Below are 20671 nucleotides of genomic sequence, written 5' to 3'. Positions count from 1 at the left end.
TTACGAGAACAACTGTCTTTATATAGTAGACATTATAGTGTTTGATTCCTTTTTTTACAAGGGGTGTTTAAACATTCTTTTAAAATTTTTATGAATAAGAATACTTCTCCCTTTTAAAAAGAATAACTGTGCTCGTTTACTTAATGAATCCATTATATAGGAAGAAGCTATAATTCCAAAAGGAAAATTATAAATTTTATGTATATTTAGATTTTTCAAGAAGTGAATCAACAAAGCGCTCGGCGCTCACTCCATGGAAAACATACTGTATTCAAAAAAAAAACCTAACAATATACGAAATTCTCATGAATATCTCCATATAATTGTTAGGATTTTTCTTTGTTTTGAATACTTATATCCTGACTATTTATGCTTTCCGCTTTAAACCAATTATTTACAACCAGGAAACAATTGGGATTTTCAATGTTTTAACTGCCACTTCTGTGTTGTCAAAAAATTCTTTCAAAAATAATTCTAAATCTCTCGACTGACTAAGCATTTTCTTTAACCGTTCTTCTAGAAATAGACGGTCTGCCTCCTGTATAGCAGAATAATAATTTTCGATACATTCCACATAATGAATGGGAAATAAAAGCCTTGCATATATTAATCTCCATGCAAAAGAACTTAGAGGCATAACGCTTTGATACTCCTCATAAAACGTCTTCACTTCTCGATGATATGTTTTGATATTTCGAAAATATCGATCTCTTGTCCATTCAGCAAGATCTCTTCCACAATGATCAAATACCCAATCAAATGGATTTTTAATATAATATTCCCCTGCCCATGTGTCTTTTGTAAAACGGTTATAACAAATCGTTCCGCTATCTACAGCAGTTGGATCATCATCTAGCTCTGTATCGACAAGATACTGAATGGCATTTTCAGCAATTCCCATATAATATGGAAAAGATTCTAAAAATAATTGATCGAATTCACTTTCTGGCTGTTTATATAACATACTGTTCCAAAAACCCTCCAATTGTCCCAACCTTTGTTCCCACATGCTCTTCCACTGCCCCATTCTACTTATTTTTTGGACACCAAATGGTACAGTTCTGCCTCTAAAATGAAACTTCCCCAGTTTCCTCCCTAATTTCCGAGACTGAAAGGGACGTAGTCGATCATTCAAAAGCACACAATAAAGTTGCTCATTCATTTCAGTATGTTTGTTTCCTTCTTTTGACTCTAATAACATGCTGACATGTTTATCTCCAATCTGATAGATATGTGCAGCAATTTGATCTCTTTCTGTTAGTTCTTCTTCCTCTATATTTCCAACTGGAACAATGGTATAGAGTTTTCCTTTGCTTATACAAGCTTCATAATGACCGACTCTTGTTTCTTCTTCTACATCAATTCCATACTTTGTAGATAAGATTTTCTTGATCAATGTCTTTTCCTCCTCGTTTTTCTCTCTGTTAGAAGTATATGAGAAGGAATGTTAAAACTTGTTAAGAGGATTCAATTAATGAATTGCCCCAATTATGGAAACAATAGCTGTTAGGAACATTTAGCAGCCATCATGCATATAATAATAAACACTGTGAATACATAGTGAATAATTAAAGAAAAGGTGAAGTTCATGTCATTAAAGGACCTAACAGAAAAAACAGCCAGAAAGTGGCTACATGAACGTGGAGTCGATATTGAAGACATAGCGAAGCTTGTTTATCTCTTACAAGAGAAATATCATAAAGATTTACAAATGGAGGACTGTATTCATAATGTTGAACGTGTTCTTTCGAAAAGAGAGGTTCAAAATGCCGTTATCACAGGGATACAATTAGATGTACTCGCCGAAAAAAAACTACTGGAATCTCCCCTTCAAGAAATTGTCGAAACAGATGAAGGGCTTTATGGAGTAGATGAAGTGCTTGCTTTTTCGATTGTAAACGTGTATGGTTCCATCGGATTTACTAATTATGGCTATGTAGATAAATTGAAACCAGGCATTTTACAAAGGTTAAATGATAAGAGTACTGGTGAATGTCATACCTTTTTAGACGATATTGTCGGTGCTATTGCAGCAGCAGCTTCAAGTAGACTAGCTCACCGTGCTAAAGGGGAAGAATAAGTCACCATGTAAAAAAGGACCTTTCCCACGCTTTAAACAGTGGTGAATCGTCCTCTTTTTATGTCCTTATTTTTTATTTTTTTATATCCCAGTCACTTAAGCTGTCGACCGTGTAGGTTGGCTTAACAGAATAGCCGCTTAGTTGCTCTTTCGTTGTAACTCCTGTATGCACGAGAAGCGTATCCATCTTTGCATTAATGCCTGCCATAATATCCGTTTGATAATTATCGCCAACCATCAAGACATCCTTCTTCGGCAAGTCCAATAATTTGATTGCTTGATTCACAATAATTGATTCTGGTTTACCAACAACAACAGGCTGCCGCTGAGTACTTACCGAAATAACAGAAGTTAAGGCACCATTTCCAGGTAATAATCCTCGCTCACTTGGCAAAGCCGTATCTCCATTTGTAATGACAAATTGTGAGCCATTTCGGACTGCTAAGCATGCTACTGTAAGTTTTTCATAGGTAATCTGTTGATCAAGTCCAGCGACTACATAATCAACATTTTCTGAATCCTCAGCTAACTTCAAGTCTTTTTCTTCTAGTGCTTGCTGAAGTCCTTTTTCCCCAATCATAAACACATTTGCTCCAGGGGATTTTTCAGCAATATAATTGGCAGAAGCCATAGCGGAAGTAAATACTTCACTCGCTTTTGCCGGTATTTGAAACTCCCGTAGCTTTTGTGCCACTTGTTCTGGTGTTTTTGTTGAATTATTGGTCACATATAAATAGGGAATTTGTGCAGCAATCAATCGCTTAACAAATTCAGCTGCCTCTTCAATTACCTCTGTTCCCCGATACATGGTTCCATCTAAATCTATTAAATATCCTTTATACGCTTTCATTTAGAAAAATCCTTTCCATGCTATGTATTAATTCAGGAACTATTTTAAAAAGCACGTTGTTTTTTCTAAGTATGAAACTTATTCATTATTTGATCAAAAACAATTCCTTTAAAAATCATCTAATTTCTAAATGCAGAAACAGGTCCTAACTCATGAATTAAATATTCTTTTACAGATGGGGCAAAGGCTTTTATAGAGAGCAGCTTCGCTTCAAATACTGCAATCAATCCCTTATGATCAATATTGGTATACTGATGTACAAGCTGTTTGCGCCAAAGAATGAGTTCCTTTATGTCATTTCCTATTTCCATAGTAATCACTTTTTCATCAATAAGTATATCAACAATATCGTCATAACTGCCCGGATCTCTCATAATAAAACCATCAATCATACTATTTCCAACATCCAAGATGACTTCAATCATCATATGTGTCAATCTTTCAAGTGCCACTTTCTCAAGAAATGTATTCCACGTTTCTTGCGTTTCAAACTGATTAATGAGCTCGTGGTAATAGTTTAACTGTTCTTCTATTTTTTCTCGGTCCACAAAATACATATTCCCTAACTCCTTCCGCATACTATGAGATTTGTAAATGATTACTAAGACTAGTAGGCTTGGCGTAAAAATATCCTTGAGCTAAATCCACTTTATTTTTTGATAAAATAGAGGCTTCCTCTGCATTTTCAATCCCTTCTGCCACCACAACGGATCCCACTTCTTTTGCAATAAGAAGAAGTCCTTGTAGCATCGATTCCTTTACGGAATTTTTATCAATATTCTGGATTACAGAACGGTCAATCTTAATAATATCTGGCATGATTTCACTGATGGAATTCAGACTAGCATAACCCGCGCCAGTATCATCAACTGCAATTAAAAAACCAAGCATTCTTAATACTTTTAGATTATTAGCAAAATGCTCTAACCCTTCAAATGAATCTCTTTCGGTAATTTCAATTGTTATTTTTTTCGGGGAAATTTCTTTATACCTACGAATTACGCTCTTTATATCTTTAATAAATCTTTGGTTGCCGATTGTGACAGGTGTAAAGTTAATAAAGATATTATGCCTCCATTTTGTTTGCTGAATTTGTTCAAAGGCCTTTTCAAGAACAATCATTTCAAGATCATACAAAAACTTCGTTTGCCTTGCTAAAGAGAAAAGTTGAAGCGGGTTTTCTAACGGTGTTCCTTCAGGTCCTCTTGTCAGCATTTCACAAGCGTGAATTTTATTTGTCTCTACATCCATAATTGGTTGTGCCAGTAATCGGATGCTTTTGTTTGCCACTATATTCCCCAAAGTATAGACTAATTTATTGAATTCCGGATCAGATCTTTTATGTGCCATTGCAAGGGCTAATTCATATGCAGTTTGAATAGCATCAGAAAGATAGGTATATTTATTCTCAATAAACATGTATCCTGTGCTGAATACAGGCGGAATGCTCCCAATTTTACGAAAGTCATTTTCTACATTATGTATAATATCTTTAATTAATCCATCTAGCACTGGTAAACATTCGGATCCTTGTTCCCATTTCATAAACATAGTTAAACCGTTCGGATTATAATCATGAATCGCAATGATTTCATTAGAAGCTTTTAATTGTATCGTTTTGCCAAATGATTTTTTTAGCAATCGAATATATTGCAAAAAATCATTTGCTTCTAATTGCTGCTTTATTCTATGTAAATTCGATATATCCAATACAATAACAGCTACCTCATATCCTCTTATCATCGCTTTTTGGACTTGATGAATAATAGGGTCTCGTATTACAAATGATGGAGGAAAATACTTAATAAGTTCTGTCGGAAGAAGTAACTTTCCCCAATTAAATAACCTTGAACAGATATTCTCTTGATATTTCATAGCCCCATTCCTCTCAAAATGCCAACTTTTTCTGTCATTAAAGCAAATTAATTCTCTATAGATGGCCTTTTCCTTACTTCTATTGCTACAAGACTTACAATTAGATGCAAAAAGCGCATTGGGAATTCAAATGGTAAAGAAAAACATTCATGGCTTTGCTTAAGAAACTGAGTTAGATGGCTTACTTATACATATTAAAGACAAGTAAATTAACAAAACAGTTTCTCCATTCGCCAAGCCAGTCCATTTCTTGTTTTCTTTCTGAATGGAAGCTCCTTCTTCAAGATCAAACTAAAGGATAACCTTATTATTTTGTTTTTTTTACGACAAAATAGGCACAGCCAAAATTACAATATTCATATAAATATTCCGTTAATGTGCTTATTTTCGTATCAAAACTTGATTTTTGATTATGATCATCAAAAAAGCCACGTAATCTTAATTGTCCATAACCCCAATCTCCGACAATATAATCGTATTTCGTTAATATGTCACTATATCTATTTTTAAATGCTTCTTCATTAAAACCTGATTTTCTTTCTTCAATCAGTTCATAACAATGGTTATTAATACAAACCAATCGTATCACCTCAAAACCTGTATATATTTCCTTAATGTAAAACTTCCATCCGTGCAGCTTGCATTTTAACTTCACTGATGATTAGTTGAATTATTTGGATCTTAGATAAATAGTCCAATTATAACATTACTCACTATCATTATAACCTTAGCAAAGATATTTACATAGCACTAACAATAAAATCTTCCTATAAAATACAGAATTTTTATTTTATACTGTTAAATCCCTTTTGAATACGGGCTAATATTCTTAATTAATTCTGCATGAATAAAAAAACTCAAACCATTATACGAAATATTTTTAGTATTTCCGTATAATAGTCTGAGCTTACCTTCAGTGGAAAACTTATCCCTTTAGCCTTATTCTTATTTATGCTTCTTTTGCATGTTCAGCCATTTGCTGATTTTTTTTCGCTTCGTTTACTTGCTCATCTGCGTGATATGAAGAACGAACTAATGGACCTGCTTCACAATGGCTAAATCCTTTACTTAAAGCGATCTCCTTTAGCTCTTTAAATTCATCTGGATGATAATATTTTTGTACTTTTAAATGTTTGACAGTTGGTTGTAAATATTGGCCAATAGTCATAATATCCACATTATTTGCTCTAAGATCATCCATTGTGGCGATAATTTCTTCTTTCGTTTCGCCTAAGCCAACCATAATACTAGACTTAGTAGGAATATTAGGCTGCATCTCTTTTGCTCTTCGTAAAAACTCAAGAGAACGATGATATTTTGCTCTTGCACGGACTCTAGGGGTCAATCTTTCTACAGTTTCAATATTATGGTTCAAGATATCTGGTTTAGCATCCATTAATAATCGTAGGTTTTCTTCTACTCCTCCCATATCGGATGGTAATACTTCAATGCTGGTAAATGGATTTTTTCTGCGAATAGCACGAACAGTTTCTGCAAATACAGCTGCTCCGCCGTCTTTTAAGTCATCTCTTGCAACAGCAGTAATAACCACATGCTTTAAGTTCATTGCAAACACAGAATCAGCAACTCTTTCTGGCTCTTGCCAATCTAATTCAGTCGGTAATCCTGTTTTAACTGCACAAAAACGACAGGCTCTTGTACAAATAGCTCCTAAAATCATAAATGTAGCTGTTCTTCTAACTGCCCAACATTCATGAATATTTGGACATTTTGCTTCCTCACAGACTGTATGGAGCTGCTTTTCCTTCATCATTTTTTTCAAACCTGTATAATTTTCATTCGTATTCAATTTAATTTTTAACCATTCAGGTTTGCGCAAATATTCTTGTTTTTTTTCTGACACCACATTCATCTCCTAGTAAAATAATTTTCATCATTTTTACTTAAAAAACAGTATTGTATAACAGCTATTCCTCAAATTTTTTTGTATGTTATACACAGTAAAAGGATTGTCTCTTCTTCATTTGTCACTTTAACATAATGGAAATGCCTCTACAAGTTATTCATTTAAAATGATTACCATTAATTGATAATTATTTTTTTTGATATAAGTCACAAAATATAACGACAGAATAAGAAGGGAGGGACTAATCTTTTGCACAGGTTAATATTTATAATCATTATTCTTATGTTTTTACTACCTAACACTGTCACATTTGCTAATGAAAAAATGACTGACCCATACACAAAAAGGATGGAACTTTATAAAAAAATAGAAGCATTATATCAAATTCCTTGGTATTATATAGCTGCTGTCGATCAATATGAGCGTAACATTCGCTCCTCAAGAAAAGATATCCCTAAGGCAAAGGGATACACTGGGATTTATTTTACGAAGGAAGAATGGGCTGGTATTATTAATCCCAATCCAGAGGATAATAACCCTTTAACCATTCCTTTATTTGGAGGCCTTGGTGCTGACGGTGATGGAGATGGAAAAGCAGATAGATTTAATGATGAAGATATCCTTTCCGCATTCTCCAATTATATAAGTCAATATGGCATTGATGAGGATAACTTTAAAATCGGATTATGGAACTACTATAAAAGGGATAAAACTGTTAGTATCATAATGGGAAAAGCAGCCATTTACAACCACTTTGGTAGATTAAATTTAGATGATCATGCCTTTCCTCTGCCCTTAAGAAGTGATCATAGCTATCGCAGTACTTGGGGGGACGCCCGTGGCTGGGGAGGAAAAAGAATTCATGAAGGCACAGATATTTTTGCGGACTATGGAGTCCCTGTAAAAGCGACTTCCTATGGGATTGTAGAAATGAAAGGCTGGAATAATTACGGCGGATGGCGAATCGGAATAAGAGATATTAATAATAATTATCATTATTTTGCTCATTTAAATGGATTCTCAAAAGAGATTCAGGCTGGAATGGTCGTAGAGCCAGGGATGATTATTGGTGGAGTTGGAAGTTCAGGGTATGGACCACCAGGAACTTCTGGAAAATTCCCTCCTCATCTACATTATGGTATCTATAAAGATAACGGCTATACAGAATGGTCCTATGATCCGTACGCACACTTACGATTATGGGAAAGACAAGAAAAGATAAAATCAAGAAAGAAAAAATAAATTACTTACTTGGCGATAAGGATATATAGCTCCATTCTTATCGCCTATATGTTCACAAAGGATTTTGGAGGGAATCACATTGCGTTATGACAATTGAGAGATCTTCCTTTAAATTCAAGTCATATGGAGGAATTTCTTTCCCCTCTCTTTCCACAATACGTACAATTGGTCTTTCATTCATTCCCTTATTTTGTTTACATACAATCCCTTTTTCTCCATTGCTTAGCATAACACTTAATCCATTAGGATAAAGGACTATCGCTCTTCTAAATGCTTCGACAATTTTCGCATCATATAGATAGCCTGAACCCGTATATAAAATCTCTAATGCTTCATGTGGTAATAATGCATCATGGTAGACGCGATTGGATGTAATGGCATCAAAAACATCTGCTACAGCAATAATTTTTCCAAACAAATGAATATCTTTTGCTTCTATGCCTCTCGGATAACCAGACCCATTTAAGCGCTCATGATGCTGGTAGGCACAATGACTAACAAGTAAAGGCAGTGTCTCCACTTTTCTTAGCATCTCAAAGCCTGCTTCTGCATGACTTTTTATAATTTCAAATTCTTCTGCCGTTAACGATCCTGGTTTGAGGAGAATTTCTAACGGAACCTTCATTTTACCAATATCATGTAAAATAGCCCCAAGCCCTAGGATTTCCATCTGCTTCGGCGGAAGTTTTAACTCTAAACCTAATGCTAACGTATAAATAGTCACATTTAAGCTATGCGAAAAAATATAATTATCATATAGATAAACATCCGACATAACGGAAGAAAGATGTTCATGATTTTTTAATTCCAATAGTACTTTTTCAACCAATTTCTTAAAAATAGGTGTATTCTTCTCCATCACCATCGAAATATCATCAGCATCTGCACTTTTTATCATATCAAAACTTTTCTCAATAGTTTGCATCGCTTCCATCTTAACTTGCTCAGATATGGCATCATTCACTTTAATATCCTTTGTATGTTTATCTTCTAAATAAACATAGCTAATACCAAAGTCAAGCAGCCTTTTAATCATCTTTTTCTCTAATCTTATCCCACTATTTATTAACACTCTTCCGCGATCATTTAATATAGGCTTAGCTAAGATTGCACCTTCTTTTATATTCTTTGTCCCAACTAGTCTCATGCTTTAATAGCTCCTAATAATTTATATAGTATCTATTATATCGTACTTTTGCTTTTGTTTCTTTATACCTATAAAAGAAAAGTTAAATTTTAAAAAATAGTCCAAATGCAGGGATATTTATTTCCTTCACTTCCAAAAAAGAAGGTTTAACGAAAAGGGGCAATACCCCTCTAATTCGTTAAACCTTCTTTATCTCTTTATCCTTTATACCATTTTCAATAATGCTTCTCTTCCAATCATCCCTTTATGAATTCCATATGCTTCTGCTTCCATTGTCACAGACTCTAATGGTGCATTTAGCAGTTGTTCAATCGTTTTCACACCAACAGCTCTGCCTGCGATGATTTTCCGGTCTTTCAGCTTATCATTTAACAATGCCACATCTAAGGCACCGCACATGATATAGCCTTTATCATTTTTCACAGCAAGCAAAGTAGTTTTAGGCAATAATACCGAGACCGCAATAAAAGTATGTCCATTGATATCAACAGGATACACATCAATCATAATACTCTGTGCTCACTCCTCTCTGTCCCTTCCTAATAAGTATATTCAAGAGAGGAGAAATCGGTGTTTTCTTCTTTATTTAAGAAATGAAAAAATTGCCTCTTACGCTTTTATCCTATTTTGTAAAGTGTCAGCAAGAATATTACGCATAAATTCAGGAAGAAAATAGTCTTTCTTTGTTGCACGATAAATAGCTGGAAAAAAATTACCGAATGTAAACATATCAGGTACTGTGACAACATAATTCTGATCTGCCTGTATTTCCTTTGCATTTATATAGTACTGCTCTCTTTCTCCGATTATCTCATGCGTAATTCCTGCTGCAATCATTTTCCCCATTAAAGTTCCCCGGAATCCAAGGCCCTTGACAGGCATTGTCTCCCACTTGTCGGATCTCATTTCAAGTATTATTTCTTTCAATTCCGCTCCAGTTAATGTCACATTACATGGATTAATCGGATGTGGACAAATCGATAATAAATCAAAGAAAGTGATATCCCCTGCTTGCAATCCATCTAAAATTAAGCCCTCATTTACTATTGCGCAATCCGATTGACACCACGAAATTAATTTTTCGCAGAGCATTTCTGCTAGCGCTTCTCTAGATAAATACTCATCAATCGTCGCTGCCTTTTCTGATAAAGCTAATTTCCCTTGCTGGTAATAATTTTCCACAATGGCTTCTTCTTTATTTGCAATCGGCAACTTACTTGTTTCATATAATATGGCTTTTTTATCAATTATTTTTTTGGAAGCATTGACCTTTAATTCAATATGACCTAGATAATAACCATACTTACCAGCAGCACCTTGAAGATTATTATTAATTATTTTTCCTTGATGGAAAATATGATGGGTATGTGCACCAAGAATCACATCTATTTCTGGATAATTAGCTGCAATCATCTCATCGTCATTTATCCCTAAATGGGAAAGCAATACAATAATATCAACTTTTCCTCTGACTTTTTCTAATTGCTTAGATAATTCTTCTATTGGATCTGTCAATTTCCATCCTAAAAGCTCATATAACTTTTCAAAATAGGCCGTAATACCGATAACACCAATTTTTGTTCCTTTAGCTGTCTTAAATATTTGAAGAGGAATTGCCCAATCAGGACGTTCCCCATTATGTTTGTAGAGATTAGCAACAATTACATCGAATTTTGCTTCATCATATAAATGATCTAATCCTTCATAAGACAATGTAATTCCTTCATTATTCCCAATTGTCACTGCATCATAGTGTTCTTCATTTAACAGCTGTGTGTTAATTCTACCTTTAGTTGCTTCCGTATAAGGATGAGACAAATCTAAATGGTCACCTATATCAAATAAATAAACAGCTTCGCCAGCCTCTTTATGCCATTTTTTTCTTTCACGCAGCAATTCATAAATTCTTGGCCAATTTTCAAAATGGCTATGTAAATCATTAGTATGATATATATGGATGACTTCCATCTTCTCGCCTTCCTTATTTGTATTTTCTCTTTTTTAGACAATTATCTATTCTATAGCAGAAATATTCTTCTTCACTCTTCTGCCAGTTAAAATAAATCCAATTGTCTTGGAGCTAAATCCGTATATTCTATTTTTAATAAATCAATCATTTCTCTTGCGTTGTCAGCCGCATCTCCACCAGAATTATTATTAAAGAGCACATAAATATTTTTACATTGCTTTTCAAGCAGGCGAATATTTTCAGCCCACTCACTTAATTCTGCTGTATTATACCGATATAAATAGCGAACTTCTCGCCAATTTGGATTATTATTTTGCTGCCACCCGTAATAATTTCTTCCATGAAGCCGAATGAGCACTTTATCTTCGCCAACCGCTTCTAGAACTGTAGGAATTGAAACCGGCATTACTTGAGGCTCATCACAAATACTATGTATCCAATTCTCTTCCTTCATAAACTGAAGGGTACTTGCTCGATATTTGGAATCAAACCATGATTGATGTCTAAATTCAAGTGCACAAGGAATATCTTCCATCCTTTTTCTACATGCTCTTAAGTATTGGACATTATCCTTTGTACAATCAAACCAAGGAGGAAATTGGAATAAAACCATCGCTAATTTGCCACTTTTTCTATACGGAACTAAGGAATCGATAAATGCAGCAAACATTTCACCATTCGAGGAAAAAGGAATATCTCCACGGTTATGTCCTGTCATTCCTTGAAATGTCTTTACGATAAATTGAAAAGAGTCAGGTGTTTTCTTTACCCAAGACTCCGCGTTCCGGACTGGCTGCACAGCATAAAAAGAAGCATCCACTTCCACAGTAGGAAAATAACCGGCATATTCCATTAACTTATTTTGTGATGAAGTATTTTTTCCATAAAGACTCGGATGGTCTCCCCAGCCTGTTAATCCAATATGAATCAATAAAATCACCTCTATTACATTGTTTTTCTCAAAGCAATACTTACATAGAGAAAAACACTAACTTCATTTCCAAGAATATAACTGTTTTTTTATTTCTTATATTAATTATCATATCATAATCACCATAAATAACTAAGTTAAAAGAAAAAGAGGTTCCACTAAATCAGTCACCCGATTTAGTGGAACCTCTAAGATAAATTTAAAACATGTACAGATACTTTCAGCTATTGAACTAGTAAAAATATCATTTCTTTATTGATTGAAATAGCACGATTGCTTATCCTTCTTAAGGCTGTTTACCAATATATGCCAGTATACCACCATCTACATAGAGAATATGACCATTCACGAAGTTCGATGCTTCAGATGCTAAAAATACAGCTGAACCAGCTAGGTCTTCAGGATTTCCCCAACGGGCTGCAGGCGTTTTCCCTATAATAAACTGATCAAATGGATGACGGGATCCGTCTGCTTGCTTTTCGCGTAATGGGGCAGTTTGTGGTGTAGCGATATAACCTGGCCCGATTCCATTACATTGAATATTGTACTCTCCATATTCAGAAGCGATATTTTTTGTCAGCATCTTTAGCCCACCTTTAGCAGCAGCATATGCACTGACTGTTTCCCTGCCTAATTCACTCATCATGGAGCAGATATTGATGATCTTACCGCCGCCATTCTGAATCATACCAGGTATAACTGCTTTGGAAACAATAAATGGTCCATTCAAATCTACATCTACTACCTGACGGAAATCTTCTACAGACATTTCTACCATTGGTACACGCTTGATAATCCCAGCATTGTTAACTAAAATATCAATGGGACCAACCTCTTCTTTAATTTGTACAACCGCAGCTTGCACGGCCTGTTCGTCTGTAACATCAAATACATAGCCTTTTGCTTCGATTCCTGCTTCTTGATAACTTTGAAGTGCTTGGTCGACAGATTCTTGGTTTAAGGAATTAAACACGATTTTCGCACCTGCTTTTGATAAAGCGCTTGCGATTTCAAAACCAATTCCATATATTGCACCTGTAACTAAGGCTACTTTTCCATCAATGCGGAATTTATCCATCGTGAATGCCATTGCTTTCTCTCCTCTTATTTCAATTTATCCATTGGTATCATATCCATATCGGTATAAGTGATATTTTCGCCACACATTGCCCAGATAAAAGAATAATTGCTGGTACCAACCCCAGAATGAATAGACCAGCTCGGTGAAATAGCAGCTTGTTCGCTGCTCATAACTAAATGCTTTGTTTCATCAGGTTTCCCCATCATATGGAAAATACGTGTATCTTCTTCCATATCAAAGTAAACATATGCTTCCATGCGTCTTTCATGTGTATGAGAAGGCATTGTATTCCATGCACTTCCAGGCTCTAAGATAGTATAGCCCATTTGCAATTGGCAGCTTTCACATACATTTGGATGTATGTATTGATAAATTTTACGCTGATTTAATGTTAAGGCTTCTCCAGTTTCCATTGGTTTAATGTGATCAATACTAATTTTTACATTTGGATATTTATGATGTGCTGGTACGGAGCTAATATAAAATTTAGCCGGATTGTTTGGATCCTCGGAAGAAAAAACAACATGACGTGTTTCTTTGCCAATATAGTATCCATCTTGTTTTTTCATTTCTTCTTTTTCTCCGTCGATTTCGATATAACCCGGACCACCGATATTAATAACTCCCAGCTCACGGCGTTCCAAGAAATATTCCACACCCAATTGCTTATCCAAAATGATTTCTAAGGATTTATCGGTCGGCGTAACTCCGCCAAAAATCATACGGTCGTTATGTGTATACGTTAAACTAATTTCCCCTGGCACAAACACCTTTTCTACTAAAAATTCTTTTCTCAATTGTTCTGTAGAGTAATGACGAATATCCTCTGGGCTATGTGTATAACGAGTTTCCATGTTTTGCATTTTTCTACACTCCTATCGATTTATTTTTCCAGAGCCAGCTAGTAAAAAGCTGTTGACTTCTGGTTCGCTAAATTGATTACAATCACCATGAATTGTATGTTTCAAAGCGGATGCAGCTGTCGCAAAGTCAATCATTTCCTGTGGACTTTTTTGGGCTAGTATTCCATGCAGAACTCCACCGGAAAAAGCATCACCTGCTCCTACCCTATCAACGATTGGATTAATCACATGATTTTGAGATTCATAGTAGTGATCATCCATCCATAATGTTCCTATTAATTCATTGCAACTAGCAGATACCACCGTTCTTTTTGTGGAATATAAAACAGAGATAGCAGGAAATTTCTTCCGTATTTCTTGATAGTAGTAAACTAATTCATTCTCCTGTTCAGTTGCCTCCGGAATTCCTAACAAATAGAGAGCATCAAGCTTGCCAGCTGAACAGTAATCTACCAGTGGCAATATTTCAGAAATTGTCTCACCTGCTTCTTTCTGAGACCATAATTTTCCTCGATAATTAATATCAAAACTGATTTTACAGCCAGCCTCTTTTGCGGCTTCTATGAGTGAAATGGTTGTTTTTTTCCAACTTGAGGATAACGCAGGTGTAATTCCTGAAATATGAAAGATATCTACGTTATTAAACAGTTCTTCTTTTTGCCATTCACTTTCTGTCATTTCGGCAAAGCTTGAACCTGCACGATCATAAATGACATTGGCTGCTCGTTCACCAATTCCAGCCTCCACATAATAAGTGCCTAACCTAGATCCTCCCTTTAAGAGAAAGTTAGTATGAACACCATAACGATTTAAATGCTTTACTACACCTTCTCCTAAGCCATTGTCTGGAATTTTACTAGCAAAGTAGACATCGTGACCAAAATTGGCAAGTGAAATAGCGACATTGGCTTCACCCCCGCCATAATGTGCACAAAAATTATCAGCCTGGGCAATTCGTACACCAGAATCAGTGGATAGACGAAGCATGATTTCACCTAAAGTAACTACCCTTCCCATATTTATGCTCCTTTTATTTGATGAAATTTCTCCATATATTGACTAGCAATCTCTGTAACTTTCGTAAAATCTCCCTTTGCTACAGGCGCTAATAGATTTCCTCCTACGCCAACTGCTACTACTCCTGCTTTAAACCAGTCTTCCATATTTTCTAAGCTTACTCCACCTGTCGGCATAATATTAACTTGAGGCATTGGCGCTTTAAAAGCGGATACAATACTTGGCCCATAGGCGCTGCCTGGGAACAGTTTGATAATATCTACTCCTGCCTTTAATGCCTCTTTCATTTCTGTTATCGTTAAGCATCCTGGAAGATAGGGAGTTTGATAAAGATTACATAGTTCGGCTGTCTCTCTATCAAAGTTTGGGCTGACAATATACTCTGCCCCAGCCATGATAGCTAAACGAGCAGTTACTACATCTAACACCGTACCTGCACCTATTACAATATTAGAATCATTCTGATACAACTCAACTAATTCACTAATGGCTTTATCAGCATTAGGAACCGTAAAAGTTAATTCGATTCCCTTCATGCCACCTTGAACCACTGCATTACTAGCCTTTACTGCCTCTTCCTTGCTGTTCCCGCGGACTACTGCAATCACCCCAGCACTCTTTAAGCGCCGTAACGTTTCAACTCGTTTCATTTCTACCACTCTTTTCTTATTTAGAAATACAATTTTATTATTAAGAAACTTATCTTGATTATACATACTTTTTCGAAAAATGTAAACGCTAATCATTAAATAAAAAAAATCGCCGAAACGATTTAATGAGTCACAACTTGCATTATCTCATTTTTCGTTTCGACGATAGCCTTTATTATTTGTTTTTTAAATTCTTCTGTAAGCCGATATTTCGGCATGCTTACACTAAATGCTCCAATGATTTTTCCATCTTTTTTTAAAGATGCTCCAATACAGAAGATATCCTTCTCCATTTCTTCGTCATCAAAAGCAATACCAGTCTCTCCCACTTTCTGTAATTCTGATGCAAGCTTTAAAGAGTTGGTTATTGTATGCTCTGTAAATGGAACTAAAGGAGTTGTTTTAAGGTAATTTAAATATTCTTCTTCTTCCAGCTCTGCAAGAACCGCCTTCCCCATTGCTGAACTGTACAAGGGCCTTGTTATCCCAACCCTTGAAGACATTCTTATTGTCTGATGTTTAGCCTCTAGCTTGTTTACATATAAAATTTCATTATCAACAAGTACACCTAAATGAATGGTTTCATCAATTAACTTTTGCAGTTTTTCTAAATAAGGCAATGTCAGCTCTACTAAGTCCAGCTGATCCACACCTTGATTGGCATATCGAATAAGTTTAGATCCTAATCGATAATTTTTATTTTTATCTCTACTAACAAAGCCAATTAACAATAAAGTGTCCAATATTTTCAAAGTAGTTGAAGTTGTCATCTCTGTGTTTTGAGCAATGTTCTGCAATGTTTGATTAGGATTTTCTGAGAGATAATCCATAATTTTTGCAGCTCTTAATAGAACAGTCCCATAAGGTTTTGTTTTCTCCATTATACACCCTCTTTTCCAATAAAGAAATTATATACGAAAAGAGGAGAAATGAAAAGTCTTCTCTTCCTAAAATCATATTTAGAATTCACTTCTTGTCATTTTTTATCAAAACAGATTGGTTCTATCTCCCATCTATAAAAGAGATAACAGTTGAATGATTGTTCTCATTACACCATCTTCTTCATTTGAGCGAGTGATGAAATTAGCTGTCTCTTTTAATTCCTTTACGGCATTCCGAACAGCAAAACTATATATACTGCGACTCATAAGTTCTATGTCATTATAGCTATCGCCAAATGCCATTGTTTCTTCAGGGGTAACATTTAATAATTGTTGCAAATGCTCGACTGTTGTCCCTTTATGAACATTTACATTGGCTATATCAATCCAAGCTGCCTCAGATGCTACAATATAAGCAGATTCGAAAAAGGATGATAATTTTTCTCTTGTTTCAAAACATTTAAGCTCTGAATCATGAATTGTTATCTTCACGAAATCTTCTGTTATTTCTTTAAAGTCTGATACTTTTCTCACTTGTGTATAAGATTTTCTTACAATAGCAACTTCTTCTGGGATAACGCTATCCTTTATAACTGCACCACTTCTCGTACAAGCAATAATAGTATGATTTAGACTGATTTCCTCTAGCAACTGAATAATCGCTTGACCCAATTCATTGCTTATCAGCGATTCATAAACAAATTTACCATTATGCTTGATGCGGGTGGCGCTATCCCCTAGAATCCACATATCTTTCGCATCTTCACCAAATAATTCTTCAACCCGTTCACATTGCTTACCAGTAACAGGTGCAAAAGCTACACCCTTTTCTTTCATTAGATTCTTTACTTCTTTGAACAATTCTCGGTCAAAATCCCCATTATTATTTAAAAATGTTCCATCCATGTCTGTCAGCACTAATTTAATCATTCGCTTTCCTCCAACTCTCCTATTCTACTCAACTATTTTTTTTAAAATTCTTGCTGGATTTCCACCAATAACAACATTATCTGGTACGTCCTTTGTTACAACTGCACCAGATGCAACCACCACATTATTTCCAATGCTTACCCCTGGATTGATAACTGCTCTTCCTCCCATCCAGACATTATTTCCGATATTCACCGGTTTTCCGTACTCAATTCCTGCTATTCTTTCTTGAGCATTTAAAGGATGTGTCGCTGTATAAATATGTACTCCTGGGGCGATGAAGCAATTATCCCCAATTCTAATCTCACAAACATCCAAAAACACACAATCAAAATTAGCAAAGAAGTTTTCCCCTACATGGATGTTATATCCATAGTCACAACGAAAGGTTGGTTCTATGAATATATTAGTTCCTGTGGAACCAAATAATTGTTTTAATAGGACGGACCGAATATTGTCTTCTGTTTCAATGGATTCATTAAATATTCTTGTTAGCTTTCGCGCATTATTTCTATCCTTTATTAATTCTGGATCTGCTGGATTATAGAAGTCTCCATTTACCATTTTTTCTTTTTCTGTTTTCACTTTTTCATTCCTTTCTATCCACATTAAACCGTCAACTCTAAAAGGTTTCCTTCCGGATCTTCTATCACACTTTCATAATAGCCGTCCCCTGTTAGACGAGGCCCATTAACTAACAAATAACCATCCTTTTGCAATCGTTCCGTCAGTTGATTAACTGCTTCTTCACTTCCTAATGAAATAGCAATATGCGCCCAGCCAACTCTATCATTTGAATCATCCTTATCGATCCCAGCTTTCCGCATAAGTTCTAAGCGAGCTCCTTCCTTGAACGATATAAAATAGGATTCAAATTTCTTTTCTCTATTTTGATATTTCGAATTTGCTCTCCCACCAAAATAGGTTGTATAAAATGTCTTCATTCCTTCTAAATCTTTCACCCATATTGCAACATGTTCTATTTTCATGTTCCTGTCACTCCTTCTTTAATTAGCTTAAATTACACGGGCTGTATCCCTTTTTATCTCTTTTTTATGCAATACTCCATTTAACCTTTCCGATCCCCATAGCATAATGGCAATAAATCCTGCAATAACAAAAGGGAAAATTCCTATTGTTGATTTGGCTGCAGCATATCCGAGAATGGGAGGAAGAAAGGTACTGCCTGTATAGGCAATAGCCATTTGATACCCCATTATGGTTTGGGAATGCTTCTGTCCAAAACGTAGTGGTGTTTCATGCAGCATACATGGAAATATCGGTGCTAAACCTAAACCAATCATAATAAAGCCTGCCAGTGAAAAAAGAACAGGGAATGGCAAAAATAATAGAATGGCCCCAACTAACGCAATTATTTGTCCCCATCTTATCAATCTTTGATTACTCATTTTTAATGTAATAAAGCCTGTAATAAATCTTCCAATGGTTATTCCTGCATAAAACACGGAAACCCATTTGGCTGCTACATCTATCGATAAATTTTTAACATTTACGAGGAAGCTGCTTCCCCAAAGCCCAACTGCTGCTTCCGCCCCGCAGTAAAATAAAAATGCAAGTAAAGCTAGCTTAACCCCTCTTATTTGCCAAGGTTTTTGATTTTCCAAATATGCTTCATCCAATGTACTAGTGGACTCTTCTATTTTATTTTCGTGCACCTGTTTAGGGACTTTTTCTATCTTTTTCCATAAGGGAAGTGTGAAAAGCAAAATGACAACTAGAATAAATTGAATGCTTGCGATGGCAAAATAACCACTTCGCCAAGAATTATCTCTAGATATAAACTGAGCCACAATAATTGGTCCAAGCGTAGCTCCAACTCCCCAAAAACAATGAAGCCAACTCATATGATGCGCCTTGTAATGGCTTGCTACATAGTTGTTTAAACCTGTATCTACAGCACCTGCACCTAAGCCCAGCGGGATGGCAAAAATGAACAGCCATACAATCGATGGCGCGAAATGAAACCCTAATAGAGCTCCCGCTGTCATAAAGCAGCTTACAAATGTAACCATTCCAGTTCCAAATTTTTTCAGCACCGTACCGCTAATAAAGCTGGATATGATCGTCCCCCCTGCAATTGTCATAAAAAGTACTCCTGCAGTTTCAAGGGGTGCCTTAAATTCCACTTGCATTAAAGACCATGACACTCCCAATAAAGAATCTGGCAAACCTAAACTGATAAAAGCCAAATAGATGATTACTAAAAAAAATGTCGCCAATAGTTAACCCCCACTCTGTAAGCATTTTGCAAACTATTCATTTGTTTTACTACTTATTCCTGTAATGATTAAATCGAGTCCAAGTCGTTGTAATCCATATAAATAATCTTGCTTCCAGTCACTCATTCTAAATTCAGGAAGATGTTCTGCCGGAATATAGGTGGAGCTTTGTTGTTTGATATGGTTTATTGTGGTTTGAGTGACTTCATCATCACAGAAAATAACCGCATGCGGGTTAATAATTGCCACAAAGGAAGCAATTAGTCTACTTATGGCATCAACTTCATCTTCCTTTGAAAAGAATACTTTTCCATTTGTAAAGGTCTGTCCAAAGTTTCGGTTATTATATTGCGGTACAAAGGATACTTCCCCTGCAAAATTAGTACTCCCTCGTACAATCTTTCCATTTACGATAATTCCAGCTCCTGGACCATTTTGGCCAGAATAGAGATAAACAAGTGATTTATCGTTCTTTTTCTCCTGCTGATCTTGATAACCTAATACTGCTGCATTCATATCATTTTCAATGACCACGGGGATCGAAAAATAATTTTCTAAGTATCCCTTTAAATCAAAATCATGAAGATATTCATAATCAGGACTGTAAATGATTCGTCCATTATCAACCGAACCAGGCACCCCAATAGAAATAGAGCTAATCTTTGGATATTGCATTTGTAACGCTTCCACATACTCGATCAGTAATTTTACATTGTCATCCTTTAACGCACTGGAAATTTTACCAGTCTCCTTCTCTTCTCCCAGGCAGTTAAACACAATATAATTGGTTTCGGTCTTCTCTAAAAAAATGGCTAACCCTAACATATATTCAGGATTATATGTATACCGCTTTGCTCGTCTGCCGCCACTCGAATCATCTAAACCCGCTGATAGTAATTCTCCATCCTCTTCCATCTGTGCCGTAAATTTGCTAATAGTAGGAAAACTAATTCCTAATTTATCACTCAGCTCCACCTTCGTAGCACTTCCATGGGCTAAAAGAAATTGACGAATATTTTGTTGGATAATAATTTTCATAGATTTGGGA

The 20671-nt window shown here is 35.5% G+C and carries 22 protein-coding genes; 2 read left to right on the top strand and 20 right to left on the bottom strand.

Annotated elements, in window-relative coordinates; genetic code table 11:
* Positions 1-394 precede the first annotated feature (394 nt).
* Positions 395-1396, bottom strand: a complete 1002-nt coding sequence (gene yutH / locus NiCM35_RS07150) for a spore coat putative kinase YutH (protein WP_095330507.1) — start codon at positions 1394-1396, stop codon at positions 395-397.
* 192 nt (positions 1397-1588) lie between these two features.
* Here yutH and NiCM35_RS07145 point away from each other — a divergent pair, with 192 nt between their 5' ends.
* Positions 1589-2080: a phosphatidylglycerophosphatase A family protein gene (locus NiCM35_RS07145; RefSeq protein ID WP_095330506.1), complete on the top strand. Its 492-nt coding sequence runs from the start codon at positions 1589-1591 to the stop codon at positions 2078-2080.
* 73 nt (positions 2081-2153) lie between these two features.
* Here NiCM35_RS07145 and NiCM35_RS07140 read toward each other — a convergent pair whose 3' ends face one another.
* The 5 genes from NiCM35_RS07140 to lipA all read right to left on the bottom strand — a co-directional run bounded on the left by NiCM35_RS07140 (position 2154) and on the right by lipA (position 6678).
* A complete protein-coding gene (locus NiCM35_RS07140) occupies positions 2154-2930 on the bottom strand; it encodes a TIGR01457 family HAD-type hydrolase (RefSeq protein WP_123258145.1) in 777 nt (258 codons plus the stop codon).
* 119 nt (positions 2931-3049) lie between these two features.
* Complete coding sequence (locus NiCM35_RS07135; protein ID WP_095330504.1) at positions 3050-3487, bottom strand: DUF86 domain-containing protein; 438 nt, start codon at positions 3485-3487, stop codon at positions 3050-3052.
* A 22-nt stretch (positions 3488-3509) separates the two neighbouring features.
* Complete coding sequence (locus NiCM35_RS07130; RefSeq protein WP_095330503.1) at positions 3510-4805, bottom strand: EAL domain-containing protein; 1296 nt, start codon at positions 4803-4805, stop codon at positions 3510-3512.
* A gap of 307 nt (positions 4806-5112) precedes the next feature.
* A complete protein-coding gene (locus NiCM35_RS07125; protein WP_047942248.1) occupies positions 5113-5385 on the bottom strand; it encodes a YutD family protein in 273 nt (90 codons plus the stop codon).
* A gap of 369 nt (positions 5386-5754) precedes the next feature.
* Positions 5755-6678, bottom strand: coding sequence for a lipoyl synthase (gene lipA, locus NiCM35_RS07120; protein ID WP_047942250.1), 924 nt, complete (start codon positions 6676-6678; stop codon positions 5755-5757).
* 276 nt (positions 6679-6954) lie between these two features.
* On the opposite strand from lipA, the gene NiCM35_RS07115 reads away from it, so the two are divergent.
* Complete coding sequence (locus tag NiCM35_RS07115) at positions 6955-7914, top strand: M23 family metallopeptidase (protein ID WP_164464147.1); 960 nt, start codon at positions 6955-6957, stop codon at positions 7912-7914.
* A 52-nt stretch (positions 7915-7966) separates the two neighbouring features.
* Here NiCM35_RS07115 and NiCM35_RS07110 read toward each other — a convergent pair whose 3' ends face one another.
* The 14 genes from NiCM35_RS07110 to NiCM35_RS07045 form a co-directional block, all read right to left on the bottom strand.
* On the bottom strand, positions 7967-9061 hold the full coding sequence (locus NiCM35_RS07110; protein WP_095330502.1) for an HD-GYP domain-containing protein: 1095 nt from the start codon (positions 9059-9061) through the stop codon (positions 7967-7969).
* A 204-nt stretch (positions 9062-9265) separates the two neighbouring features.
* Positions 9266-9568 (bottom strand): YunC family protein, encoded by a 303-nt coding sequence (locus NiCM35_RS07105; protein ID WP_095330501.1) that lies wholly within the window; start codon positions 9566-9568, stop codon positions 9266-9268.
* Between the two features lie 102 nt (positions 9569-9670).
* Positions 9671-11029 (bottom strand): bifunctional metallophosphatase/5'-nucleotidase, encoded by a 1359-nt coding sequence (locus tag NiCM35_RS07100; protein WP_095330500.1) that lies wholly within the window; start codon positions 11027-11029, stop codon positions 9671-9673.
* 86 nt (positions 11030-11115) lie between these two features.
* Positions 11116-11961, bottom strand: coding sequence for a DUF72 domain-containing protein (locus NiCM35_RS07095; protein ID WP_433779038.1), 846 nt, complete (start codon positions 11959-11961; stop codon positions 11116-11118).
* A gap of 286 nt (positions 11962-12247) precedes the next feature.
* Positions 12248-13051 carry a gluconate 5-dehydrogenase gene (locus tag NiCM35_RS07090; protein ID WP_095330498.1) on the bottom strand — a complete coding sequence of 268 codons (804 nt, stop codon included), beginning with the start codon at positions 13049-13051 and terminating at the stop codon, positions 12248-12250.
* Positions 13052-13065: 14 nt separating this feature from the next.
* Positions 13066-13896: a 5-dehydro-4-deoxy-D-glucuronate isomerase gene (gene kduI, locus NiCM35_RS07085; protein WP_123259151.1), complete on the bottom strand. Its 831-nt coding sequence runs from the start codon at positions 13894-13896 to the stop codon at positions 13066-13068.
* A gap of 21 nt (positions 13897-13917) precedes the next feature.
* A complete protein-coding gene (locus NiCM35_RS07080; RefSeq protein WP_172859689.1) occupies positions 13918-14922 on the bottom strand; it encodes a sugar kinase in 1005 nt (334 codons plus the stop codon).
* Positions 14923-14924: 2 nt separating this feature from the next.
* On the bottom strand, positions 14925-15572 hold the full coding sequence (locus NiCM35_RS07075) for a bifunctional 4-hydroxy-2-oxoglutarate aldolase/2-dehydro-3-deoxy-phosphogluconate aldolase (protein ID WP_095330496.1): 648 nt from the start codon (positions 15570-15572) through the stop codon (positions 14925-14927).
* A gap of 122 nt (positions 15573-15694) precedes the next feature.
* On the bottom strand, positions 15695-16453 hold the full coding sequence (locus NiCM35_RS07070; RefSeq protein ID WP_123258148.1) for an IclR family transcriptional regulator: 759 nt from the start codon (positions 16451-16453) through the stop codon (positions 15695-15697).
* Between the two features lie 132 nt (positions 16454-16585).
* Complete coding sequence (locus NiCM35_RS07065; RefSeq protein WP_163187799.1) at positions 16586-17383, bottom strand: HAD family hydrolase; 798 nt, start codon at positions 17381-17383, stop codon at positions 16586-16588.
* A 24-nt stretch (positions 17384-17407) separates the two neighbouring features.
* The gene (locus tag NiCM35_RS07060) at positions 17408-17968 is read right to left on the bottom strand and encodes a maltose acetyltransferase domain-containing protein (protein WP_433779036.1); all 561 of its coding nucleotides are present in this window, start codon (positions 17966-17968) and stop codon (positions 17408-17410) included.
* A gap of 23 nt (positions 17969-17991) precedes the next feature.
* Positions 17992-18372 (bottom strand): VOC family protein, encoded by a 381-nt coding sequence (locus NiCM35_RS07055; RefSeq protein WP_047942262.1) that lies wholly within the window; start codon positions 18370-18372, stop codon positions 17992-17994.
* Positions 18373-18399: 27 nt separating this feature from the next.
* Positions 18400-19623 carry an MFS transporter gene (locus NiCM35_RS07050; RefSeq protein ID WP_433779034.1) on the bottom strand — a complete coding sequence of 408 codons (1224 nt, stop codon included), beginning with the start codon at positions 19621-19623 and terminating at the stop codon, positions 18400-18402.
* A gap of 33 nt (positions 19624-19656) precedes the next feature.
* Positions 19657-20661: an ROK family transcriptional regulator gene (locus NiCM35_RS07045; RefSeq protein WP_433779067.1), complete on the bottom strand. Its 1005-nt coding sequence runs from the start codon at positions 20659-20661 to the stop codon at positions 19657-19659.
* Positions 20662-20671: the final 10 nt, after the last annotated feature.

The sequence above is a fragment of the Niallia sp. M35 genome, from assembly GCF_050971705.1.
In the GTDB taxonomy this organism is placed as follows: domain Bacteria; phylum Bacillota; class Bacilli; order Bacillales; family Cytobacillaceae; genus Niallia; species Niallia circulans_A.
The sequence above is the reverse complement of the archived record's forward strand: the minus strand, read 5'-3'. Positions and strand labels throughout refer to the sequence as shown.

Bases quoted from the DNA above. Each gene is read 5' to 3' on its own strand.
- NiCM35_RS07145 (WP_095330506.1), top strand. From the start codon at position 1,589: ATGTCATTAAAGGACCTAACAGAAAAAACAGCCAGAAAGTGGCTACAT.
- NiCM35_RS07140 (WP_123258145.1), bottom strand. From the start codon at position 2,930: ATGAAAGCGTATAAAGGATATTTAATAGATTTAGATGGAACCATGTAT.
- NiCM35_RS07135 (WP_095330504.1), bottom strand. From the start codon at position 3,487: ATGTATTTTGTGGACCGAGAAAAAATAGAAGAACAGTTAAACTATTAC.
- NiCM35_RS07130 (WP_095330503.1), bottom strand. From the start codon at position 4,805: ATGAAATATCAAGAGAATATCTGTTCAAGGTTATTTAATTGGGGAAAG.
- lipA (WP_047942250.1), bottom strand. From the start codon at position 6,678: ATGAATGTGGTGTCAGAAAAAAAACAAGAATATTTGCGCAAACCTGAA.
- NiCM35_RS07115 (WP_164464147.1), top strand. From the start codon at position 6,955: ATGTTTTTACTACCTAACACTGTCACATTTGCTAATGAAAAAATGACT.
- NiCM35_RS07110 (WP_095330502.1), bottom strand. From the start codon at position 9,061: ATGAGACTAGTTGGGACAAAGAATATAAAAGAAGGTGCAATCTTAGCT.
- NiCM35_RS07105 (WP_095330501.1), bottom strand. From the start codon at position 9,568: ATGATTGATGTGTATCCTGTTGATATCAATGGACATACTTTTATTGCG.
- NiCM35_RS07100 (WP_095330500.1), bottom strand. From the start codon at position 11,029: ATGGAAGTCATCCATATATATCATACTAATGATTTACATAGCCATTTT.
- NiCM35_RS07090 (WP_095330498.1), bottom strand. From the start codon at position 13,051: ATGGCATTCACGATGGATAAATTCCGCATTGATGGAAAAGTAGCCTTA.
- kduI (WP_123259151.1), bottom strand. From the start codon at position 13,896: ATGGAAACTCGTTATACACATAGCCCAGAGGATATTCGTCATTACTCT.
- NiCM35_RS07080 (WP_172859689.1), bottom strand. From the start codon at position 14,922: ATGGGAAGGGTAGTTACTTTAGGTGAAATCATGCTTCGTCTATCCACT.
- NiCM35_RS07075 (WP_095330496.1), bottom strand. From the start codon at position 15,572: ATGAAACGAGTTGAAACGTTACGGCGCTTAAAGAGTGCTGGGGTGATT.
- NiCM35_RS07070 (WP_123258148.1), bottom strand. From the start codon at position 16,453: ATGGAGAAAACAAAACCTTATGGGACTGTTCTATTAAGAGCTGCAAAA.
- NiCM35_RS07065 (WP_163187799.1), bottom strand. From the start codon at position 17,383: ATGATTAAATTAGTGCTGACAGACATGGATGGAACATTTTTAAATAAT.
- NiCM35_RS07055 (WP_047942262.1), bottom strand. From the start codon at position 18,372: ATGAAAATAGAACATGTTGCAATATGGGTGAAAGATTTAGAAGGAATG.
- NiCM35_RS07045 (WP_433779067.1), bottom strand. From the start codon at position 20,661: ATGAAAATTATTATCCAACAAAATATTCGTCAATTTCTTTTAGCCCAT.